This window comes from Psychrobacter sp. NG254 (genome assembly GCF_015277735.1).
In the GTDB taxonomy this organism is placed as follows: domain Bacteria; phylum Pseudomonadota; class Gammaproteobacteria; order Pseudomonadales; family Moraxellaceae; genus Psychrobacter.
The window spans coordinates 168,268-191,496 of record NZ_JADHDA010000005.1 but is presented as its reverse complement, the minus strand read 5'-3'; the positions used below and the strand labels follow the sequence as shown (position 1 = coordinate 191,496).

Here is a 23,229-nt window from a genome sequence, read left to right as displayed (position 1 = left end):
GTCTTGTGCGGCACTGATGGTACATAAAACAGTGCCCTGGTTAACGATATCTTAAAACAGCTGGTTCACCTCGTCAAAATACGGATAAACATAGCCATCTTTATGCCGAAAATTTGGACTCAATCGCGATGATAAAATCTGTCGCGATATCTGTACCACATTGATCATCAATCTCACGTACACAGGTCGGACTGGTGACATTGATCTCAGTGATGCGGCCACCGATTAAATCTAGACCTACGAACATGAGGCCTTTTTCTTTGACAATCGGTGCCACTACTTCTGCTACTTGACTCTCAATATCAGTCAATGCCATGGCCACGCCGCTACCGCCAGCCGCCAGATTGCCACGGGTCTCACCTTTGGTTGGAATGCGGGCCAAGCTATAATCTACCACGGTGCCATCAACGATTAATACACGCTTATCGCCTTCTTTAATCTCTGGCAGGTAACGCTGCGCCATGATTGGCAAAGTCTCAAGCTCAGTCAATACTTCTAGTGTCACCCCAATATTTGGGCTGTCAGCGGTCAAACGAAAAATACCCGTACCGCCCATACCGTCTAATGGCTTGACGATCACGTCTTGTTGCTCAGCGATAAATTGACGGATATGTGCCTGTTTGCTAGTCACAATCGTCGGGCTCATATACTCGCTAAACCATGTCGCAAATAGCTTCTCATTACAGTCACGGATCGCTTGTGGGTCATTGACCACCAGTACGCCTGCTGCCTTTGCATGGTCAAGCATATAAGTGGCATAAATAAAGCGCATATCAAAAGGAGGATCTTTACGCATTAAAATCACGTCATATTCGCTGGCTGGACCAGTGACTTTATCACCCAACGTATAAAAATCTGCTGGATCACGCTGAACCGTGAGCGGCTGACTATCAATCATCAACTGACCACGGTTCAACCATAAGTCATGAATCTGACAATAGCCAAGCTGATGCCCACGATCTTGAGCGGCCCACATCATGGCGAGGCTAGTGTCTTTTTTATAATTGACGCGCTCGATAGGATCCATGATGACGAGTATTTTTAATGATTTTTCTTGGCTCATAATAAAGCTCACTTATGTTATTTTATTAATATAGAACAAACTCATGCGGTATGAAAATTTAGTGCGCAACTATACGCCATATTGTTCACGGTAATGCTGCATCTTGGCCAGCTGAGTCGCATCTTTATACTGGCTATCTTGCTCTGCCAAATAGCTGATCAAATCATCGATATCGACCAGCGCACGTACAGGTACTTGTAGTGTCGACGCAAGCTCTTGAATAGCAGAGTGCTCTGCTTGGCCTTTTTCCTTGCGATCAAGCGCCACGATAATACCTGCCACACTGGCACCTGCTTGCTCTAAAATCTCCACCACTTCACGCATGGCTGTACCAGCGGTGATGACATCATCTAGTACCCATACTGCCTTGCCACTCACATCAGTGCCGACCAAATTGCCGCCTTCACCATGGGTTTTGGCTTCTTTACGGTTATAGCCCCATTGAGCATTGATACCGTGGTGATGCCATAACGCCTGCGCCGTCGCTGCCACAAACGGAATACCTTTATAAGCGGCACCAAATATAACCAGCTCTTGCTGATCAGCACCATCATTTGCGGCTGCCATTTGTTCAGCTAAGGCATCTGCATAACCGCGTGCGAGCAACGATAGCATTTCACCTGTCGCAAGCAGCCCTGCATTAAAAAAGTACGGACTGATTCGACCAGACTTTAGGACGAATTCGCCAAATTTGAGCACTTGATTGTCTAAGGCCAGTTGAATGAACTGATGAGATGAAAATGATGAATCTTGAGCGCGTTGTACTTGAGACATGATGACATTCCTATCGGCAAAAAGAGGGGCAGAAAATTTGCGTTATTGTACGTATTATTGATCCACTTGACCAATCATTAACTCAACCAGCCATTGATATCGTACTCTTGCATATTGGCATAGCGAGTCAATAAACCACTGCGTGATGAGAGATTAAAATAGCTCTGACCATCGGCTCGCTGCTGAATTTGCCAGCCTAGATGATAAGCCGCCACAATGACGTGGCCGCTAAAGATACGTATTTGACGATAAGCATGGCGTTGACTCGGCTCACGAACAATCTGACTGAGCAAATAGCTGCGTATATGTTGACAGATTTGGGTGGCACTATAACTATGATTGATACTTTTGCGAGTACTACATTGCTTTAGCGCATGGACAGCCACACTACAAGCCAAAATATCTGTCGCCAAACTGCCCTCACCGGTCTCAAATTGCTGCGGTTGTAACGTCACTTGCCAGTCATCAGCGTAGACACTGCTGAGTAGTTCGTCAGGATTATAACGCTTAGTCAATACTTGCAAAGACGCTGCCGATTCATTCGCACTTTTATGCGCAGCCTTATCATTGCTAGGCTCGATAGCAGCTGGATGATCAATCGCATCAAATCCATAACGGCTCAGTTGTGGATAGGCACGAATGGCTTGCTGAATGTCCGACATATCTAACAATATCATATCCGCTAAAGGAGACAATAAGGGCGGCTCACTATGCGTCTGATAAAAGCTATCGGGTAGTTCAATTAACTGTGCAGCGCTGAGAAGTGACAAGTGCTCACCCAAAGTATCTGATGCCATCAGTGACCATTTCGACGAGCTGGCTTCAGTAGGCTGATAAAAGCGCGAGGAGTGACCATAAAGTCGCTGTAATTGACCGTTCAAGCGCCGAGCAGGCTCTGGAATATCACTCAATGACCGTGCAGGGTCAAGGGGTGACTGCATTGGATCAAAATTAGGATGTACAATCGCAGGCTGTTGACTAACGGGCAAGGCAGAGGATTTTTCAGTCTTATGTATGCCCTGACCTTCTGCATTGTCATCGCCTTCTGCTACCTGCTTGGTATTAGATAGGTGGTCATCAGAAGTTGAAGGCTGAGTCATGAAATCTCCAGAAGCGGTTACGATAAAACATAAAACGAATGAGAGCGATCAAACCAAACAGCCATCTTGCTGTTAATGATTCTAATTTTGATAAGCTACGGCTTAATGATCCGGACTTTGATGACCCGGTTTTTAATGACCCGAAGCCTGATAATCCAAAATATCACGATATCCTGTTTGCCAATCAGCATAATCAAGCCAAGCTAACGGAATATTGCTGTGTAAGCGTTTTCCTGTCACTGAGGTTTTTTTATCATCAATAGCGGGCGGCACTTCACCTACTTGCTCACTGAGCCAAACACCAAGCTCAAGCGTGGTAACCGGTCGATAATCTGTCGCGATATAAAGAGGCTTGGGTGTCTCTGTGGTCAGAACATTGGCAATAATCGTCACCAAATCACGATCCATAATACGATTGCTCCAGTGGCTAGCTGCCACTGGTTCTTTTTGTGGCTCGCGGGCTTTGCGTAATTGCATCAGACGCTCGCGCCCATAAATGCCGCTCGGACGAATGATAATGGCTTTTTTGCCAAAGCCTTGTTGCAATGCTTGTTCTGCTTGTAATATGACCTTTGACGCAGCGCGTGCAGGTGTCACAGGTGCAGCATGCTCATCAATCCACTCACCATTGTCCTGACCGTAAACACCAGTAGAAGAAATGAATACCACACGCTCAAGTTTGGTGAGCTGTGGAGCAAGCGTTGCCAAATGCTGGCTAATGGCTAGATAACTGTTGTGATAACCGCTGGTCGAATACTCATCAGGCGTCACGATAATGGCAATATGAGTAAACGGTTGCAGCTGCTCTGCTGTCAAAGTTAACGCATCCGCTTGTAGGAAGTTAGCGTCGTTTACTAACTCATACTGATGGCGCTCACTACGAGCAAGTCCCGTCACATCATAACCTTCAGAGGCCAGCTTATTGGTGAGTGGCAGGCCGATATCCCCTTGGCCAATAACCAGTAAATTTTGCATACTCATAAAGCTCTTTCCTTTAATACAATTGCTACAACGCCGAAAAACACCCAAATCTACAAGTGATGTGCTTAAAAATAGCGTCTATAAGACAGCTGTATGTCATCGTTGGTATCGACACGATCCTGCCAGTCATAGTTGGCATTGATACGTAGTGCTTGTTTTTTATCAATATCATATTGCAGCCCGAGGCTTGAGATCGGTTGCCAATAATGCCCGCGCACATTTGACGCATCGCTGCTGCCATGATACCAATATGGCAATTGCAATTCAGCCTGCGCGCGTAACTGATTGTTAATCTGATAACGACAGCCTGCATTGACACCTGCACCTACGCGAAACCCTTTATTGATACCGCGCCCTGCTTGCGCCGTGCCTGCCAAAAGGGTATAACATAGCTGCGATGGCATCTCACCCGTACCTTGACTTGGGTTACCAAATGCCCATGACCAACCCGTCTCATAACCTACGCTACCCACTAAATGGTCTGTGCCGTCTTTTTGCGAACCATCATTAACGCGCATCGCTTCGATACTTGCGCCCCACGTTTTGCCTTTTTTGGCAGAGTTGACAGGGTTAAAAGAGCGACCACGAATCACAGTGAGGTTCTGTAATACTACGCTGTCTGGTTGATTGGGCTTGTTATCATCTGTGTCATACAGACGCAGGGTCGCAGCCAAACCTTCTAGGTTGAAAAACTGTGGATACCCTGAAGCGTGGTCAAGCGTATCATGAAACCCTGCTCTTACCCCAATATCGATATAGTCATTATCACCGCGCTGCCCTATACCTATAGTCCCTAGCTGTAGTGGGTGTCTGTCTGTTGGATTATTATCCGATACGTTTATTTGACGCTTAAGTAACCTCTGGCTATCGGCTGACAGGCTAGATATAGGATTGAGCTGTGCAGACTTTATCTCGCTAACGGTCTGCATGGCGCTATTGTGATAACCCAACTGCTGACGCTGTTGCTTAATCTCATTCAGCTGAGCTTGACGTAACGTGTTATCGGCAGGGGTATAAGCAGTACTTGCCAAAAGGTTTTTACTGCTTAATAGCTGAATCACATCAGAGGGGATGACGGCATAAGGTAATTTGCTTAATAGACTTTGCTGCGGACGGACAACATCGATAAGTCGTAGAATCTCAGAGGTACAATTGTCTGTGGTAAAGTAATACGGCATTTTGAGCGACTTAGTCTCCCAAACATGTCGCATAATCTGCTGCACCTCACTTGGGGTCAGATTCAATCGATATGTCCACGTATCACGCTCGTCATCATGTAGATACTTTGCCAGCTTTTCTGGATAAGGGTCAATCTCAATAAGACTGCCGTAAGCACCAATCATTGACTTGACGGAGTATATCGGAAAGCTATCGTCTGGATCGCCGTCTACCGTATAATTGAGTGCATGAGCGTGCTGGATTTGGGTAGGGTCAGCCACACTTTCTTTTGAGTCAATGCGCAATAATGTATGAGCAAAAGCGGAGAGCGGATTGTCCAAATACTCTTGAGCAAATACAATAGATAGCTGCTCAGGTGCCAATGTCGACATCCATTCGTCGAGCTTTGGGCACTCAGTTGATAGACTTACATCACCGATGTTTAACTGCTGGGTTAACCATGCAGCACGCGCTGGAAAACGGCATAGTACAGAGTCGTTATTGTTCGGGTGGCCATCAAGCTGTTGTTTGTTGGTAGTCGGCGGTAGTGTCAGCTCTTTTGCGAGCGCTACTAGCATAGCATCGAGCTCTGCACCTGAATCGTACTGGCCGTTCTCACTCAAAAAGAAGCGTGAATCATCGACCAAACTCTCCGTTTTCTTTTTACCAAATGCATTGTTTTTATCATCGTAAAAATATAATAAGCGTCGCCATGTTGTATGCTCTGCTAGATTGTCTGTTTTTACTTGCTGCCGCCATGTTGATAGCAGCTGCTCTGTAGTCACGTCTGATGCCGAAACCACGTTATCTTGAGTATTTTGTTCCGTGCTATGACTATTATTTGACTCAGATAACGCAACTGAATCAAAATCAGCAGGTGATAGGTCGGTTGATGATTCAGGCGGCAGTGATTCCGAAGGCGATGCAGATGCAGATGCAGATGCAACTGATGATAAGGTGTCAGGCTCAATGACTGCGAGTGGCGTCGGTAAGAATGCATAAGCCGGTACAGAGAATAGCAATCCAGCAACAGCCACTGACAAACGTGCTCGTGGGCCGATTTTTGCTAAGGTAGCATCTATAGATATAGACGTCAGTTTCATAGACATGAGGTAAAATCTCGCACGTTATTATTCATACGCTATCAGCGCTATCAAGGTCTGCTGAATCAAAAAATCAACTACTACAAAAAGTGCATTATCATATAACTACTTTGATAGAGTCTCTATCACACCGTTATCACTACTACTATAATCATTACTCGTATCACCGCTATCATAAAAAGAGAGCACTATGCCCACATCTTCATCAAGCTCGTTGCCCCTATCATCCTCTATGTCACCGATGACTATCACAGACGGCTTACTCTCAGCAGCCACGTGGCTTGCCTCACCAAACTATAATATACGACCGAATCATGTGAGTATTGACGCGATTATTATTCACAATATCAGTCTACCACCGAACGAATTTGGTGCGTGCGGCACTGATGGCCTACCTTATGTAAAAGCGTTATTCACCAATCAACTAGACTGGGATGCTCATCCGTATTTTCAGACCATCAAAGGTGCAGAGGTGTCAGCACATTTATTTATCGAGCGTGATGGCACTATCACTCAGTTTGTCAATTTCAATGAGCGCGCATGGCATGCAGGTCGGTCAAGCTATTTGGGACGGCCTGAGTGTAATGATTATAGCATTGGCATCGAACTTGAAGGGTCAGATTTTGTGTCCTTTACCGCCCCGCAATATGAGACACTTGCAAAAGTTGTCTCTGCTATATACGTGGCCTATCCCAAAACGCGGCGGCATTTGACCGGTCATAGTGATATCGCACCAGGACGCAAGACCGACCCTGGCGATTATTTCGAGTGGTCAAGGCTGCGGCAGCTAATCTCCAAAAAATCATCAGATCACACATTGTCATAGCAAAAGCGATTTCCACACCCAATCCATTTATCTCGATGGTGAAAGTGCTATAATTCGTCAGTTTTTTTACGCCAACCATTCATTAAACAACTCAGTATATTACTCAGCAAGATAGGTTCTCATGGCAAAAAGTCGGTTATTTCGTTCAACCATGGTCGTCAGCAGTATGACCATGTTGTCGCGTATTTTAGGTCTGGTACGTGATGTTGTATTGTTAGGGGTTTTTGGGGCAGGTGGTTTGATGGATGCCTTTTTGGTCGCCTTCAAAATCCCAAACTTTTTGCGACGTCTATTTGCCGAAGGTGCTTTTAGCCAAGCATTTGTTCCGGTATTGTCAGAGTACAAAGAAAAATACAGCTTACAGCAGGTGCAAATTCTAGTCAGCCGTACCTCAGGTGCACTACTACTAGTCTTGTCGATGCTGACGGTGGTTGTCATTTTAATCGCGCCTTGGGTGGTCACGCTATTTGCCCCTGGATTTGCTGATCAGCCTGACAAGTTTGCCATTACCGCTGAGCTGCTACGCCTGACCTTTCCGTACTTGCTATTTATTTCCATGACCGCTTTTGCCAGTGGTATTCTGCAAAGCTATGGTCGGTTTGCCGCACCTGCCTTTGCGCCAGTATTATTAAACTTATGTATGATCGGTGGGGCGCTGATATTTGCCCCCATGTTTGACACCCCTATCATGGCGCTTGGCTATGCGGTTGCTATCGCAGGTTTGCTACAGTTTTTGATACAACTGCCGCAGCTATGGCAACAGAAACTGTTGGTCGCGCCCAAGATTGACTTTCAGCACGAAGGCGTTCGTCGTATTTTAAAGCTCATGCTCCCTGCCATTTTCGGTGTCTCTGTCACGCAGATTAATTTATTGTTGAATACGATATTTGCCTCATTGATGATTGGCGGTTCGGTGTCTTGGCTCTATGCGGCCGAACGTATGAGCGAGCTGCCGTTGGGTCTGATTGGTGTAGCGATTGGTACGGTTATCTTACCGAGTCTGTCAAAAAGTGATGCGCAAAAAGACGATGTCAGTTTTAGAAAGACCATTGACTGGGCGGCACGTCTGATTATTTTGGTCGGTGTCCCTGCCTCAGCCGCGCTATTTGTATTGGCCGATGTACTGATGCAAGCGCTGTTTTTACGTGGTGAGTTTACGTTACGTGATGCACAAATGAGCTCGCTGGCACTACGCAGTATGGCAGGTGGTATCCTAGGGTTCATGCTCATTAAGATTTTTGCGCCTGCTTTTTTTGCCCGTCAAGACATGAGAACACCCGTAAAAATTGGTATCATCTCCGTCATTGCCAATATGGTCTTTAGTTTGATATTTATTGGTATATTTTATTTCTTAGAGATACCGCTACACGGTGGTTTGGCGTTGGCAACGACAGGGGCATCCTTCGTCAATGCAGGTTTGTTATATTACTTCTTACACAAGCGCGATATCTTCCGTTTTGGCCCTCATTGGAAAAAACTATTCATACAATTTGCGATAGCAACTGGCTCAATGATTGGCATACTGTATGCCATGCTACCTTACTTCCCTACCGATGATGCCCAGTGGCAACGTATCATCGCACTCGTTATCATGTGTGCCGTAGGCGCCATTGTGTATGGTGTGGTATTACTCGCGACAGGATTCCGTCCTCGCCAGCTCAAGCATGGATAGACTGCAATACCGGCAGATATAGGCTTACGAAACCAAAACAAGCCTGTTATGAGAATTGACAATGCTCACCCCTGATAGTTGTCATAATGAACCACTAATGAATACATGAAATTTGAGGTTTGATATGACAACAAAACAGCCAATCTTCCAGCGCCTACCGACCCTACTAGTAGCCGGTGTCCTGAGTACTGGACTACTGCTTAGCGGTTGCAGCAATAATGATTCTGCGGATACTCAAGCCACTGCCGATAGTGAAGATACCGCAGCGGCCGTTGAGACCTCAGAAGACGTCACATTAAACAATGATACGGCCAATCAAGAAGAGAGCACTGATAGTAGTAGCGAAACAGGCGAAGTCACAGATAGTGTTGAAGATAAGACAACGATTGATAGTGATAATATCAATCCAGTAACCCCTGCGACCAAACAAAAGAGCCTAGTAACCAATTCAACGCAAGCTGGCACGCCAGAGGATACGGTCAAGCAAGCACTAAACAGTTTGTATTATGGCGATGTAAAAGACGCAGTAGCTTACTATCAAGTAGATATGGCAAATTTTGAAGCAGAACTTGCCAATACTCAGTCGGCATTTCAGCAGACAGTCGAAGGCGTTACTATTACCGATACCACCTATAATGATGACAAAACCCGTGCCACTATTACCGGCGAGTTGATGCTCAAAGGACAGAGTGAACCTGCACCATTGACCTATCAGCTGCAGAAAATAAAAGGTCAATGGAAGATTCTGGGTTGAGGTTTCTTAAATAGAAGTTTCTTAGGCTAACGCTTCTTAGATTAACGCGCCTTAGTCTCTTTATCTGAGGTATTGTCTGAGGTCACGGCTTTACCGAGCATCACGACATCAGCGATGAACCCATCCATGTCGCATACCTCTGGCATATACCCCCACTGCTCAAAGTTAAGTTTACGGAATAGTCCTAAGCTTGGCTGATTGTGAGCAAATACTAGCGCGATGACATTGCGTATTCCTAAGTGTGGCGCTTGGGTCAGCATCCAGCGTGTCAATGAGCTGCCAAGTCCCTGCCCATGGCAGTCTTGACTTAGATAGACGCTGATTTCTGTACTGATATGATAAGCGGTGCGCGCGTACAAATCGCTAAAGCTGCCCCACGCCACTACCTGCGATACTGTCTGCTCTGTGCTGTCGCTATTCGCTAGTATTTTTTTGACCACATAGATGGGACGCGTGGTACTGTTTATATGCTCCTCAAACCAAACCATACGCTCATCGACGGTGACCAATGCCAGATTAGCGGTTGCCTGTTTCCCAGGTATGCTTTGGTTATAAACGTCTAAAACGCCTGCTAAATCTTCTTTACTCGCATGCTGCACAAAGAACTGATCGCTGAGCTGATATGTTGATAGTTCGGTTGGGTTGGTATTTAAGGCAGCATCAGTCATAAGATCTCCATCATTGTTGGGATTGTGATTAGCATCGTTGATAATAAAGAATAACCATCCTATGGGTCATGCCATCATTGCACACAGACTATAGGATGTTAGTGTGGCTATTTTACTTTATAATGGCTGATTTGAGACACATCAATGTTAAGTATAGATGTGTTTTTTCGTTTTTTTATTTGGTCTTGTCGTAGCTGAAATTTATGAAAACCTATTTTCTTGAGCAACTGATCGCATCACCAAGCGCGCTGTCTGAAACCACCAGTCCAGTAGCGCTGTCGCCCTGCGTGCTGACGATTGGCAACTTTGATGGTGTTCACTTGGGCCATCAAGCAATGCTCGCCCAAGTTCGTGATATTGCACGCGCCCAACACCTTGGGGCCGCTGTCATGATATTTGAGCCACAGCCGCGTGAGTTTTTTGCCCCAGACAAAGCACCTGCCCGTTTGACCAATTTGGCAGAAAAGCAAGCATTACTCGCAGAGTATGGGGTTGAGACCCTAATCGTGGCAGGCTTTGATAGCGATTTTCGCTCGCTATCTGCACAGGCGTTTGCAGATATTTTGGCCAAGCGTTTGAATGTAAAAGCACTGGTGCTAGGCGATGACTTCCGCTTTGGTCATGACCGCACTGGTGACAGCCAGTTTTTGCGTCACTATGGCTTGGATGTGACCAATCTGCATACAGTCACTGATGGCGATACTAATAACGATAGTATTGGTAGCGGCAGTATTGATACTATCGATAACGACGCTGCACGTATCAGCTCTACTCGCGTTCGTGATTTATTATTGGCAGGCGACATTCAAGCGGCAAACAGGTTACTTGGTCGTCACTATGCCATCACAGGAACCGTCGTCCGTGGCGATCAGATCGGTCGTACTATGAACTTCCCTACTGCCAATATTGATTTGCAGCGAATAAAACCAGCTTTGCATGGTATCTTTGCCGTCGATGTGGTCAGCCTAGACGACGATGGAAATGTCATAGCGGATGGTTTGAGCAAGCATGCAACCGATGACCAGATAGGTATTGCAGGGCTGCGAGCACATAGTTTGTTTGGCACCGCCAGTGTCGGTATCAGACCTTCGGTGAATAAAGGCAGTGACTGGCGCCTTGAAGTCCATTTCCCAGAACTGCAAGCTGATTTATACGGATTGAACTTACAAGTACGCTTCTTACACTTTTTGCATGGTGAGCGCCGCTATGATGGATTAGATGCGTTAAAAGTTGGTATTCATCAAGACGTGACTGATTTACTTGAGTGGCGTAAAGAGCAAGATTAAGGTTTAGCTAACCTTACATCATCCATAAAAAAAGCCCCACGATAATATCAATATCGTGGGGCTTTTTATTAGCTATGCGTTATTAGTTATATTATACGTGTTTAGGCATCGGGATGCATACGCACGTTCAAGTCATCGATGACTTCAATCCATGCTGCGTCTTTTTGCCATTCTTCTTGCAAAAACATGCGCTGGTTGTCCGTCCAAACGCTTGCTTCGGTTAACTTCTCTTCGCTTGATAATGGGTTATTTTCGACAAAGTTATCAATCGCTTCGTCAGTGTTATCAAGACCCAATTGAGCAAATAGCTCATTCATATTGTATTCTGGTTCACCCAACATAATTTTTCCTTAAATATTGTGAATTAGTTATTATTTAAATTGACTTAATTATTGTAGCAAGCTTTGTCTAAAAAGCTGTTAATCAACGTTTATCTAACGTTATCAATTGTGTTAATGGCAAGTTTTTATCCATTTAGCCAACTCACTATAAAACACAAAAAAATTAAAATGACTGTATTGATAAATCCACTTTATCCAAACACAAAAAAGCCCTCATATTTCAGAGGGCTTTTTTATGTGCTACTTTTGCTATTACCACTTAAGTAAAATATCTACTTATGGTAGTAAGTGTGCTACCGCATCACGCTCTTCGCTAAGCTCTTGCTCAGTCGCAGCCATTTTCTCTTTTGAGAAATCAGATGATACATCAACGCCGTCTACGATAGACCAGTCGCCATTAGTACAAGTACATGGGAATGAGTAAATCAAACCTTCCGCGATGCCGTATTCGCCGTTTGAGTAAACGCCCATTGATACCCAATCGTTCTCATCAGTACCCAATGCCCAAGTGCGCATATGTGCGATAGCAGCGTTGGCAGCAGAAGCAGCAGATGATGCACCGCGAGCTTTGATGATAGCAGCGCCGCGTTGTTGTACTTCTGGGATATAAGTGCCTTCGTACCAAGTGCGATCAACTAGATCTAGTGCAGGCTTACCATTAACAGTACAAGCCGTTAGATCTGGATACTGAGTTGATGAATGGTTGCCCCAGATGATCATTTTTTTCACGTCATTGACAGTGCTGTCAGTCTTACCAGCCAACTGTGCCATAGCACGGTTGTGATCTAGACGAGTCATTGCAGTGAAGTTGCGTGGATCAAGATCTGGTGCATTGCGCTGAGCGATCAATGCATTGGTGTTGGCAGGGTTACCGACCACCAATACTTTTACATCACGGCTAGCAACGTCATTCAATGCTTTACCTTGTGCTGAGAAAATCGCAGCATTGGCTTCTAGCAAGTCTTTACGTTCCATGCCTGGGCCACGAGGACGCGCACCAACTAGCAAAGCATAGTCGATATCTTTGAATGCAACGTTAGCATCATCAGTTTGAACGATACCCGCCAACAATGGGAATGCGCAATCTTCTAGTTCCATGACCACACCCTTTAGGGCGTCAAGTGCTGGAGTGATTTCAAGTAATTGCAAAATAACTGGCTGATCTTTACCTAGCATCTCGCCAGATGCAATACGAAATAGCATCGCGTAGCTGATATTACCAGCGGCACCAGTGACGGCAACACGTAAAGGCTGTTTCATTGACATGGAATACTCCCTAATTGATTATTAGATAATTCATAACGCTAATGGATGATTATCGTTTTATATATCGAGTGGTGAGCTGCGTAGCAGCATCTATAAACCGAGAGCTAGTGTAGCACTTCATCACATTGACCGTCTAGATACCGCAAGACGACCACTGAAGATTATATTGTTACATTTTATACGAGATGACTCTTATAGCACTCAAATCCTTTTGGACTATACGCTTGAGCACTTTATAGAAGATAAGATAGCAGGATAGAGAGCCATTATTTGATGCTAGAATTAGACTATGTTCGCTATAAAATAGAAATAAATGACAGGAAAGTCATCATTAAAGAGACGATATATGGAGGGTTTTGATTAAAAACTAACGACCACCTGAGATAATAAACTTGCTACCACAGTTGTCAGTTTTTCCATAGCAGGAGCCAAACTCGCTGCCTTCATAGCAGACATGTATGTCGGTCAGTATGGACTGACGACGACTGCCCTCTTGGCAAATAAGATCGACACTAGCAGTAGACATGCCACTGTTTAGACGGGTCATTTGACTGATAAATCGCGATTTGGCGACAGTATAGCTGTTGCCAGTATTGAGCTCATTAGGCAGCTTTAATGCACCAGCATAGTTGGTAATTTGACGGAAATAACTGCTGGCACTGAGCGGACTACAAGCACCATAGCGTTGCCATGTCTGGCTACGTACCGTGGTATCTGGCATGATGCGATTGACCACTTTTAGCTGTAATGGGGTCAGGCGTGGCTCACTACCACGGCCGCAGCGCTCACCATACCCCATGTCCAAGCCTGATACCGTCAGCGAATATCCTTCTAGGCATTGACGCATACGCGCGCGCGTTGGTTGCAGACTACACAGTGCTGGCGTCATCTCAATCATCAACACACGCTGACCTGTTTTGACGGTATTTGCAGCCTGTGCAGATAACATCATAATGCCTTGCATGATTAGCAAGGCACCAAAACCCACTGCCGTATTGACTTTACCCGTGACATGACTGTTCAGCACTCTTGTACCTAATGGGTATAAGCAACGAAATGACGGTGTATTTACACTTATTTTGGCTTTTTTAATCATAGGGCTGAGGACAGTTCGTTAGCAATGATAAAAGATAGGCGATAGTTTAAGATGCTGTATTCAAGTATAAGAGAGATAACCTTCTACTTATAAGCTAAAAAAACTTGGGTACTAGTTAAGCTAATGGTAACAAAACGTTTTTTTTAATCTATAGCAAAAACGTAAACTTTGTCCTAATGGTCAAGAAGTGTTTTGAAAACAAGCACTTTATTAGGGCAAATGAGGACACGCCCTAAACAAACCGACAAGTCTTGGTCAATCTATAAGCTGATAACAATAGACCACTAACAATGATGTGTTAGTGGTCTATTCAATTGAGCTATGTCTCTAATACTCTAATTGATAAGATGCCGCATCTAAAACTAGGTACAGATAAAAGACCAAGCAGATTAAAAGACAGCAGGTACTGTACCCATACGCTGACTGATCGGCTGATGAGCGCCCAAAAGACTGCTATAGATAGTAGCGTTTTCCATCACGTGTTTGACATAGTTCCGCGTCTCAGGAAATGCGATTGACTCGACGTACTGATCTGCTTCGAGCGAACCATACACAGGCTGCCAACGCTTGGCATTATTAGGTCCAGCATTGTAGCCTGCCGTGGCAACGACAGGCTGACGATTGAGCTTGCCCAAAATATCACCCATGTACCATGTACCATAACGAATATTGGTATCACCCGTGTTGGCACGACTGGCACTGTAGGTTTCACCCAAATTGCGAGCGATATATTTTGCGGTATCAGGCATGACTTGCATCAGTCCACTGGCACCAACGTTTGAGCGCGCCGATGTCACAAAGCGGCTCTCTTGACGCATGATGCCATAAGCCCATGCTGGATCGATCCCTGCTGACTGGCTATAACGAACCACGGCATCTTGGTGCGGCATTGGATGTGAGAGCGCGACGCTATCAACTCTGTCTGTATTGTCGACAGCATAAATAGCACGGTCGAGCCAGCCCATATCATACGCTTGGCGAGCTGCAGCGATGATTAGATTATCATCACGCTTATCACGTGCCTGCTTGACGGCCCAGTTCCACTCACGATTGGCATAAGCGCGGCTGGCATCAGAATTATACAGCGCAAAAGCACGTGCAAAGTTACCATCCTGCATGACACGTGCACGATCAGCAGTGCTGACATTAGGCAAGTTACTACCGCCCAGTTGACGGGCATCAAAACGCTGGCCTATTTTGTCTTTTGCCATCAAACCGTAGTAATCGTTACTCTTTGCGATATTTTGATACATTTTTTTGGCCGTGCTGCGCTTACTACTACTGCTTGATTGCTCATAAGCACGCGCCAACCAATACTGCCACTGATTGCCTTTTTGGGTTTCGGCTTCCATTTTTGAGATGGCTTCGACCACGTCATCCCAGCGACCAAAGCGAATCGCCGCCATGGCATAGTCTTCTGCTTCTTCAAAGTTGAAATCATCATCTAAACTATTACGGAACCAGTCCACTGCTTCAGCATTGAAACCATCATCAGTATTATGATTCATACGCTTTACCCCAAGGGTACGATATGCATAACGACGGGTATCATCATTCAGCAGTTTTACCGAGCGCTGATTGTCTTGTCTAATGTCAAAATCCAGCTGCTGCTGCGCTTCACGATAAGACTTATCAGCTAGGCGGCCAATAGCATATAAATACAGATGTTGATTGGTCTGACTGGCAGGCTCACGACCAAATCGACTAAAAAATTCGGACGGATTGAGCTGAACCTCACTCAATGCTGAGTAATCAATAGGCGTACCTAAACGAGACGACAATGCCATGATATCGCCTGTTTTACCTTTACGAAGCATACGCTTGAGGCGTGAGGCACGATCCTGATTACTGATCAGTGCGTTGTTGTTCATCTCCATCGCTAGCTGATCACATAGCGCAGGCTGCTTTAGGGTATTCAACCAAACATCAGACTTGGCTGCCATAGCGCGCATGGTATCGCCGCCATTATTAAACCCTAAAGCCACCGCACAGCGCTCGCTGGCATCTGCATTGGTGATCAGATTGGCCACCTGTCTGACCGACGCATAATCGTTAGAGTTCGCCTTAGTTTCGGCAAAGTCAGCCACTAACTTCTCAGCCATCACTGTATCTGGGTATTGGCGCACAAACTGCGACACAGCCGCTGAGCTCTGTGAGTCGAGATCCAGATTCATGCGCCAGTAAGTGGGATACATCGCAAACAAACTGCCGCTCATTGTTTGCTCATAATTATAGAGCGCACTGACGTCACCGCGATCTGCCGCGATAGCAGCGCCCATAAACGAATCAATACTGCTGTCTTGCTGATAATTGCTTTCTTGCTGGTAGCTCTCATCATCGCCCCATGTCAGCTCTGCACAGGCCACTTGTGATATGCCGAGCGCACTCACTGCTGTTGCGACGCTCAGTGCACTCATCCGTAGCTTACCTACTGTGATTCGCTTTGACGCGTGTTTTTGACTGATAGACGCTTCATCCTTGATGTTACGAGTAACACGCAACTTTGTCATATTGACTCTCTTTATTATGTCTCTACAAATATGTGAACAACGATTGACCAAACATCGCCGAGGTTATTGCGCTTATCATACTATACTCATCACGCTTTCAACCATCCACTTTACCTTTTGTCAATAAATAGGACAGTACGGTGTAACATAGAAATGATAGTGCTGCTTGTTTTCTATAAAAATAGAGACCAATGATAGTAAATAATTGATCCTACTATGAATTATTTATAATATGACGGATAGATAGCCTGTGCTAATTTTTCACATTGCTAGAGGGTTGTGATAAAATACGCCACCTGTTAATCGGCTACCCTGCTATATTTCGCTATATTTTTAGTCAATCATGGACTTATCCTTATGAGTGTTACTGTATTCAATCCCCGCAATCATGACGCTGCTGCTGAAACAACCGCAAACGCGCCTGCTGTCACTGCACTCAAAGAAGCAAGTTCAGCCCAATCGCCAGTCGATAAACCAGCAACCAAAAAAGTCTTTGTCACCACTCAAGGCTGTCAGATGAATGTCTATGACTCTGGCAAAATGCTCGACGTGCTCGGTGACTCCCACGGTATGGAAGTCACGCATGATATCGATGAGGCCGATGTACTACTGATGAACACCTGTTCTATCCGCGAAAAAGCGCAAGAGAAAGTATTTTCAGAACTCGGTCGCTGGCGCAAACTAAAAGAAAAACGCCCTGACCTTGTGATTGGTGTCGGTGGTTGCGTGGCCTCTCAAGAAGGCGACAATATTCAAAAACGTGCGCCTTATGTCGATATGGTATTTGGTCCGCAAACCTTGCATCGCCTGCCAGAGCTATATGATCAATCACATGAACAGCGTGAGATTGCGCCTAAAAATCGCATCGGCACAGTTGACGTATCCTTCCCAAGTATCGAAAAGTTCGACTTTTTGCCTGAGCCAAGAGTAGAAGGCTTTAAAGCCTTTGTCTCTATCATGGAAGGTTGTTCAAAATACTGCTCGTTTTGCGTGGTGCCTTATACTCGCGGTGAAGAACTATCACGTCCACTCGATGACGTATTGGCTGAGATTGATAGCTTAGCCGCGCAAGGCGTGCGTGAAATCAATCTCTTGGGTCAAAACGTCAACGGCTATCGCGGTGAAAAGGATGATGGCAGCATTTGCCGTTTCGCTGAGCTGTTGCATTATGTCTCGCATGTCGATGGTGTCGAGCGTATTCGCTATACGACCAGCCATCCGCTAGAGTTCACTGATGACATCATTGATGCGTATGCACAATTGCCAGAGCTAGTATCACACTTACATCTACCGGTTCAAAGTGGCTCAAATGCGATTTTGGCAGCGATGAAGCGCAACCATACGATTGATGTGTATATCAATCAGATTAATAAACTTAAAGCCATTCGTCCTGATATTCACTTATCGAGTGACTTTATCATTGGCTTCCCTGGCGAGACGGATCAAGATTTCCAAGATACCTTGAACTTGGCAAAAGAGTTGAACTTCGATCACTCTTACAGCTTTATCTACTCTAAGCGCCCAGGTACGCCAGCCGCTGAGTTGCCAGATGATGTGAGTTTCAAAACTAAAAAAGAGCGCTTGGCAGAATTCCAAAAAGTCATCATTGATTCGACACTTGCGAAAACACATGAGATGGTCGGCACCACGACGCGTGTGTTGGTGGAACAAGTTGCCAACCGTCATCCTGATTGCTTAATCGGCACGGCGGATAATACCCGTACCGTTATGTTCCCTCATGATGTCGAAAAAATGGATGAGATGTTGGGTAAGCTCGTGAGCGTACGTATTACTGATTTCGTTAGCCCGCACATGGTAAAAGGTGAGCTGATCGAAGTATTGGCATAGTGGTTAAGGTAACAATGGTTAAGTTATAAGTAAGAGTAAGAAAAAGCCGTTCACTATAATAGTGAACGGCTTTTTTTGTTGTTCAAATTTAAAATTAAGATGAACGGTTGCTACTCCTATAGCCAATCTGTCCGCCGTAGCTGCTGCTTAGTCTCACGGCGACGTTTTTTTCGGACGATATCTATATCTTCCTTTTCGTGAATACCACCCTTTCTTAATAGTGGATCAAGCGCTAGATAATTACGTGGTTTGACTGTGCCTAGCGAGTGTTGCGCACCTGTCTCAGCTTGCTGCTCTAACTGCCGTTCAATTTGTTTGGCCTTTTTTAAGGTTTGTTTTAAGCTCATATTGTTACCTATTCTTTAATTCTTTTTAGATACCAATGCCGAAAACCATCTTAGCGAGAAAAACGAGTGCTAATTGTACATCCAGTACATTAAACGAGTTTGACGATGCTAAGATGATTTGCAGGCTTGGTATTAGCCTTTAATACACATGACCTGCTTCAACGTATGCACCACCTCGACCAAGTCAGCTTGATTGGCCATCACTTCATCGATGTCTTTATAAGCGCCTGGTATCTCATCGATGACGCCTTTATCTTTGCGACACTCGACGCCATCCGTCTGCGCCTTTAGCTCATTGATAGTGAACGCTCGCATGGCTTTACCTCGACTCATCTGTCGCCCTGCCCCATGTGAACATGAGCAAAACGATTCAGCCTCGCCCAGACCACGTACGATAAAGGACTTTGCGCCCATAGAGCCTGGGATAATACCGAGCTCACCTGCATAAGCACTAATAGCACCTTTACGCGTCACATAGACCTGCTCACCGAAATGTACCTCTTCATTGACATAGTTATGATGACAATTGATGGCTTCTTTGGTCAGCTGAAATCGTGGTAACCCCGCTTGTGGCGACTGCAGTGACTTAATGACGAGACGCATCATCTCGCGGCGGTTCTCTAACGCGTAGTCCTGCGCCCAACCCACTGCTTCGACATAATCAGCAAAACTATCAGACCCTTCGGCAAAGTAAGACAAATCTCGATCTGGCACATGACCGAAGCGTGATTGACGCTCTTTTTTGGCAAGGTTAATAAAGTACTGGCCGATACAGTTACCAATACCACGACTGCCAGAATGCAGCATTACCCAGACATCATTGTTTTCATCTAAGCACAGCTCAATGAAATGATTGCCACCGCCCAGCGTGCCAAGCTGCTTCGCCCAAGTACGCTCAAAACCTTTGAGCATTTTAAGCAAACCTGGGTGCTTATCAGTAATCGGTTTTAATCGCTTACCTAGCGGATCAAGGGTTGAGTTCTTGGCTTGAATTTGCTTGTGCATGTTGAACCCAACAGGCACTTGCCGTTCAACGATCGACCGCAGTGATTTTAAGCTGTCAGGCAAGTCGCTCGCCGTCAGGGACAAACGTACCGCGTTCATACCGCAGCCAATATCCACACCGACTGCGGCAGGAATAATGGCGGACTTGGTCGGAATCACACTGCCGACCGTCGCACCTTTACCAACGTGCACATCGGGCATCACTGCAATATGCGAGTGTACAAACTCCAACTGGGCTAAATTACGTAGTTGCTGCATCGCACCTTGCTCAACGTCCGAGGTATAAATCTTGACGGGTACACCATGTTTACGATTTTCGTTTAATACTAATTTAATGCTCATTACTTGTCATTCCATTTTATTATTTTGATAACCATACATATTTTTTAATTTACTGATTTTTATAATTTTTAAACATTACTTGCCTGTCTCGATTAAACATGACATTTAATAAGAAAAGTATTCAATAATCTATAAAATTTAGGCAATAAAATACCGTTTTCATTAATTAAAAAATCAATAAAAGTGCATGGTTAATTTATTATGAACGTTTTAAAGAAAGGTTTTACCATACCAAAATTGGAAGCATAAAAATTATGCATATAAAAGAACATACGCTAAACGATAGCAATCTTATTGGTAATAACGGTAAAGTAAAATGTTAGGTAGACAGATAACAGCAAGCGCAATATAGCCTAGCACAATGGCAGAGCGATTTTGGCACAGTAGACTTAAACGAAGGATAAAGCGAGTAGATATAGAAGGATATGCGTTGATACTAATAAGCAGGATATCACTCAATAGCTTATATATAGATTCAGCCAAACCTTTTCGAAGTTGTCATTGCTGTCATGCAGTTTACACATTCAATCTTTAAAAACGTCTTGATAGTTAAATAGGACACGATGATTCCTCCGTAGGTTATGGCTAATTATTGTAGACAATATTAGCAGATGTATTGGAATGACCTATCGCTTACATAGAAGCTAATAAATCAATGTGGTAATAATAACGATTTAAAAAATAAAGTCAATAATTAATTTTATTTAAATAGAGAATACTATGAAAATTATATTTCATTAAACCTGTTACTTTAAAAGTATTACTTTGATAATATCACTTTGAATATAGAACTCAAAAACTTTTAAATCATAAAGCTATTTAATACTTCAGCCAATAAAGCTGCAGCAATGATTATAAATATCACTCCGCAACCACGATTGAGCCAAGCTAGGCGATTACCGACATCTAGCCAGCTTGCGAGCTTTTTACCACCTAAGGTATAAATAATCTGCCAAATTGTCTCACTCAAAAATAAGCCTAGGGTTAAGAAGACATATTGCGGCCATAGTGGCGCACTAAAATTGATAAACTTCGGAAAAAATGCCGCGAAGAACAGGATGGCCTTAGGATTAGATAAGGATACCCAGACACCTGTACGAAATAAGGTCGTATTACTTGGAGATACTTTGACTGCCGCGCTAGATAGCGAGCGTGGCTGCAGTATATTAGCTTTGCTTTCACTGTCACTATCACTGTCAAACGCAAAGTATTCCTCTGCGACGTCTTCACTCATTTCGCGAGCGTCTTTCATTAAGCTACCATCACCCGCATCGCGCCATGAGCCGATACCTAGATAGATCAAATACGCCGCGCCAACTGCTTTGATAATCGTCAATAGCCAAGGTGACTGGCGACTGATCACATCGAGTCCAAGCAGGGTCGAGAGGAGGAGTATAAACAGACCCAGACTTAACCCTGCTAGCGTCCACAGCGTTCGCTTCACGCCATAGTTCATACCATACTGGAATGCTAGTAGCATGTTCGGACCAGGGGTCGCCGAGATAAAAAACGTACTGGCGAAAAATAATGCAAACAGATGCCAAGTCACAACAAACCCCTACTATGTATATATCAGTAACCCTTGTAAGAGTCGCTACATTACCAAAAAATAATACCGCCATTTAGGCGGTATTATTTATACTTACTCATATTATATACTTATGTCTAGGGCGTGTCCTCATTTTAAAAATGGTGATAAAAATGAGATAAATTGTAGTCAAACAAGGAAAATAGCGCAGATAATATCGGGATATTAGTCAGCTATTTGACGCCGTTTGGCAAGATTTAGCCATTTTTAACCCATTTAGATGACTGTCGATTGAATTGAGGACATGCCCTAGTATTTTAATACATTATTTACTGGCGCAGCTGTCTAGCAATTTCTGCAAAAATGCATCACAGTGTGTCATCTCACTTAGCTCAACATATTCATCTGCTTTGTGAGCCTGCTCAATACTGCCAGGGCCACAGATAATCGTTGGAATACCCGCATTGGTAAACTGACCACCTTCTGTCGCATAAGCCACTTTTTGGCGTTTGTCATCCCCTGTCAGTGCCGCTATCAATGATTGCAGCTCAGCGCTGTCATTATCGGTCATTGCTGGCACACTCACTTCTTGTAATAGCTCAATACCCGTCTCTGGCGCGCGTGCTTGCATTTGAGCCGTTAGCTCTGCCACCTTTGCTTGAATTGGCTCTAGGATATCGTCTTGCGTCATGTACGGCAGGTTACGATAATCAAAGGTGAATTCACACAGATTGGGCACGATGTTGGTCGCTGTACCGCCTTGTATCGTACCGACTGACAAGGTTGAATAAGGCACCGTGAACAGCGCATCACCATCATCACGAGCGCTAAGCGTTTCTGCCAATGCATCCACATAGCCAACCAAGCGACTGGCATAGCTGATGGCATTGACCCCTTGCGCCGTCAGCGATGAATGCGCTGACTTACCATGCACACGGCAACGATAAATGGAGATACCTTTATGCGCAACCACCATTGCCATATTGGTCGGCTCACCCACGATACAATAGTCAGGCGTGATGCCTCGGGCTTTTAGGTCAGCCAATATCAATGGCGCACCCAAACAGCCAACCTCTTCATCAAACGATAAGGCCAAATGCAGTGGTCGACGCAGCTGACCATTATTTGATAGCTGCACCGCCTGTGGCAATAGACTCAGCGCACAAGCGATAAAGCCTTTCATGTCACAAGACCCGCGGCCATAGAGCTTATCGCCGCGTATCGTCGCAATGAATGGATCTGACGACCAGTCTTGACCATCGACTGGTACCACATCCGTATGACCAGACAAGACCAGACCATTATTCACGATATCAGCGTTTTTGCCCGCAGGTACTGTCACAAACATATTGGCCTTGGTTTTGGCATCGTTAAAGGTCAAGTCGACCGTCAAACCCAATTGCTCACAATAGCTTTGTATGTCTTCAATCAAAGCCAAATTAGAATGGCGGCTGACCGTATCAAAGGCGATAAGGCGTGTCAGCCAATCGAGACTTTGGGAGGGATATGCCGTACTGTTCGGCTGATCATCATTACTATTAACATTCTTAGTCATAAAACA

General features: G+C 44.9%; 19 protein-coding genes. 5 read left to right on the top strand and 14 right to left on the bottom strand.

The window, feature by feature from the left end:
- Positions 1-100: 100 nt before the first annotated feature.
- The 5 genes from gshB to IP510_RS10175 form a co-directional block, all read right to left on the bottom strand.
- The gene (gene gshB / locus IP510_RS10195) at positions 101-1,063 is read right to left on the bottom strand and encodes a glutathione synthase (protein ID WP_194364680.1); all 963 of its coding nucleotides are present in this window, start codon (positions 1,061-1,063) and stop codon (positions 101-103) included.
- Positions 1,064-1,132: 69 nt separating this feature from the next.
- On the bottom strand, positions 1,133-1,837 hold the full coding sequence (pyrE, locus tag IP510_RS10190) for an orotate phosphoribosyltransferase (RefSeq protein WP_194364678.1): 705 nt from the start codon (positions 1,835-1,837) through the stop codon (positions 1,133-1,135).
- A 77-nt stretch (positions 1,838-1,914) separates the two neighbouring features.
- A complete protein-coding gene (locus IP510_RS10185) occupies positions 1,915-2,937 on the bottom strand; it encodes a hypothetical protein (protein WP_194364676.1) in 1,023 nt (340 codons plus the stop codon).
- A gap of 132 nt (positions 2,938-3,069) precedes the next feature.
- The gene (locus tag IP510_RS10180; RefSeq protein WP_194364674.1) at positions 3,070-3,918 is read right to left on the bottom strand and encodes an SDR family oxidoreductase; all 849 of its coding nucleotides are present in this window, start codon (positions 3,916-3,918) and stop codon (positions 3,070-3,072) included.
- A gap of 65 nt (positions 3,919-3,983) precedes the next feature.
- Complete coding sequence (locus IP510_RS10175; RefSeq protein WP_227669648.1) at positions 3,984-6,185, bottom strand: DUF4105 domain-containing protein; 2,202 nt, start codon at positions 6,183-6,185, stop codon at positions 3,984-3,986.
- A gap of 184 nt (positions 6,186-6,369) precedes the next feature.
- On the opposite strand from IP510_RS10175, the gene ampD reads away from it, so the two are divergent.
- The 3 genes from ampD to IP510_RS10160 all read left to right on the top strand — a co-directional run bounded on the left by ampD (position 6,370) and on the right by IP510_RS10160 (position 9,431).
- Positions 6,370-7,005 (top strand): 1,6-anhydro-N-acetylmuramyl-L-alanine amidase AmpD, encoded by a 636-nt coding sequence (ampD, locus tag IP510_RS10170; RefSeq protein ID WP_413786479.1) that lies wholly within the window; start codon positions 6,370-6,372, stop codon positions 7,003-7,005.
- A gap of 121 nt (positions 7,006-7,126) precedes the next feature.
- A complete protein-coding gene (gene murJ / locus IP510_RS10165; protein WP_194364672.1) occupies positions 7,127-8,677 on the top strand; it encodes a murein biosynthesis integral membrane protein MurJ in 1,551 nt (516 codons plus the stop codon).
- A gap of 124 nt (positions 8,678-8,801) precedes the next feature.
- Positions 8,802-9,431 carry a hypothetical protein gene (locus IP510_RS10160; RefSeq protein ID WP_194364670.1) on the top strand — a complete coding sequence of 210 codons (630 nt, stop codon included), beginning with the start codon at positions 8,802-8,804 and terminating at the stop codon, positions 9,429-9,431.
- Between the two features lie 41 nt (positions 9,432-9,472).
- On the opposite strand, the gene IP510_RS10155 is transcribed toward IP510_RS10160, so the two are convergent.
- Entirely contained in the window at positions 9,473-10,099 is a 627-nt protein-coding gene (locus IP510_RS10155; protein WP_194364668.1) for a GNAT family N-acetyltransferase, read from the bottom strand.
- Between the two features lie 203 nt (positions 10,100-10,302).
- Here IP510_RS10155 and ribF point away from each other — a divergent pair, with 203 nt between their 5' ends.
- On the top strand, positions 10,303-11,385 hold the full coding sequence (gene ribF / locus IP510_RS10150; protein ID WP_194364667.1) for a riboflavin biosynthesis protein RibF: 1,083 nt from the start codon (positions 10,303-10,305) through the stop codon (positions 11,383-11,385).
- Positions 11,386-11,486: 101 nt separating this feature from the next.
- On the opposite strand, the gene IP510_RS10145 is transcribed toward ribF, so the two are convergent.
- From IP510_RS10145 to IP510_RS10130, 4 genes are all read right to left on the bottom strand, one after another.
- On the bottom strand, positions 11,487-11,726 hold the full coding sequence (locus IP510_RS10145) for a DUF2789 family protein (protein WP_194364666.1): 240 nt from the start codon (positions 11,724-11,726) through the stop codon (positions 11,487-11,489).
- A 276-nt stretch (positions 11,727-12,002) separates the two neighbouring features.
- The gene (locus tag IP510_RS10140; protein ID WP_240215757.1) at positions 12,003-12,986 is read right to left on the bottom strand and encodes a malate dehydrogenase; all 984 of its coding nucleotides are present in this window, start codon (positions 12,984-12,986) and stop codon (positions 12,003-12,005) included.
- A 373-nt stretch (positions 12,987-13,359) separates the two neighbouring features.
- A complete protein-coding gene (locus IP510_RS10135) occupies positions 13,360-14,019 on the bottom strand; it encodes a hypothetical protein (RefSeq protein ID WP_194364665.1) in 660 nt (219 codons plus the stop codon).
- A gap of 458 nt (positions 14,020-14,477) precedes the next feature.
- Positions 14,478-16,505 carry a transglycosylase SLT domain-containing protein gene (locus IP510_RS10130; RefSeq protein ID WP_413786482.1) on the bottom strand — a complete coding sequence of 676 codons (2,028 nt, stop codon included), beginning with the start codon at positions 16,503-16,505 and terminating at the stop codon, positions 14,478-14,480.
- 450 nt (positions 16,506-16,955) lie between these two features.
- On the opposite strand from IP510_RS10130, the gene miaB reads away from it, so the two are divergent.
- A complete protein-coding gene (miaB, locus tag IP510_RS10125; RefSeq protein WP_194364663.1) occupies positions 16,956-18,446 on the top strand; it encodes a tRNA (N6-isopentenyl adenosine(37)-C2)-methylthiotransferase MiaB in 1,491 nt (496 codons plus the stop codon).
- Positions 18,447-18,562: 116 nt separating this feature from the next.
- Here the strand turns inward: miaB and IP510_RS10120 are convergent, their stop codons facing one another.
- The 4 genes from IP510_RS10120 to argE form a co-directional block, all read right to left on the bottom strand.
- Positions 18,563-18,793: a hypothetical protein gene (locus IP510_RS10120; RefSeq protein WP_227669643.1), complete on the bottom strand. Its 231-nt coding sequence runs from the start codon at positions 18,791-18,793 to the stop codon at positions 18,563-18,565.
- 132 nt (positions 18,794-18,925) lie between these two features.
- On the bottom strand, positions 18,926-20,140 hold the full coding sequence (locus IP510_RS10115) for an RtcB family protein (RefSeq protein WP_194364662.1): 1,215 nt from the start codon (positions 20,138-20,140) through the stop codon (positions 18,926-18,928).
- Positions 20,141-20,942: 802 nt separating this feature from the next.
- Positions 20,943-21,689: a LysE family translocator gene (locus IP510_RS10110; RefSeq protein WP_194364661.1), complete on the bottom strand. Its 747-nt coding sequence runs from the start codon at positions 21,687-21,689 to the stop codon at positions 20,943-20,945.
- A gap of 304 nt (positions 21,690-21,993) precedes the next feature.
- Positions 21,994-23,223 carry an acetylornithine deacetylase gene (argE, locus tag IP510_RS10105; RefSeq protein ID WP_194364660.1) on the bottom strand — a complete coding sequence of 410 codons (1,230 nt, stop codon included), beginning with the start codon at positions 23,221-23,223 and terminating at the stop codon, positions 21,994-21,996.
- Positions 23,224-23,229 lie beyond the last annotated feature (6 nt).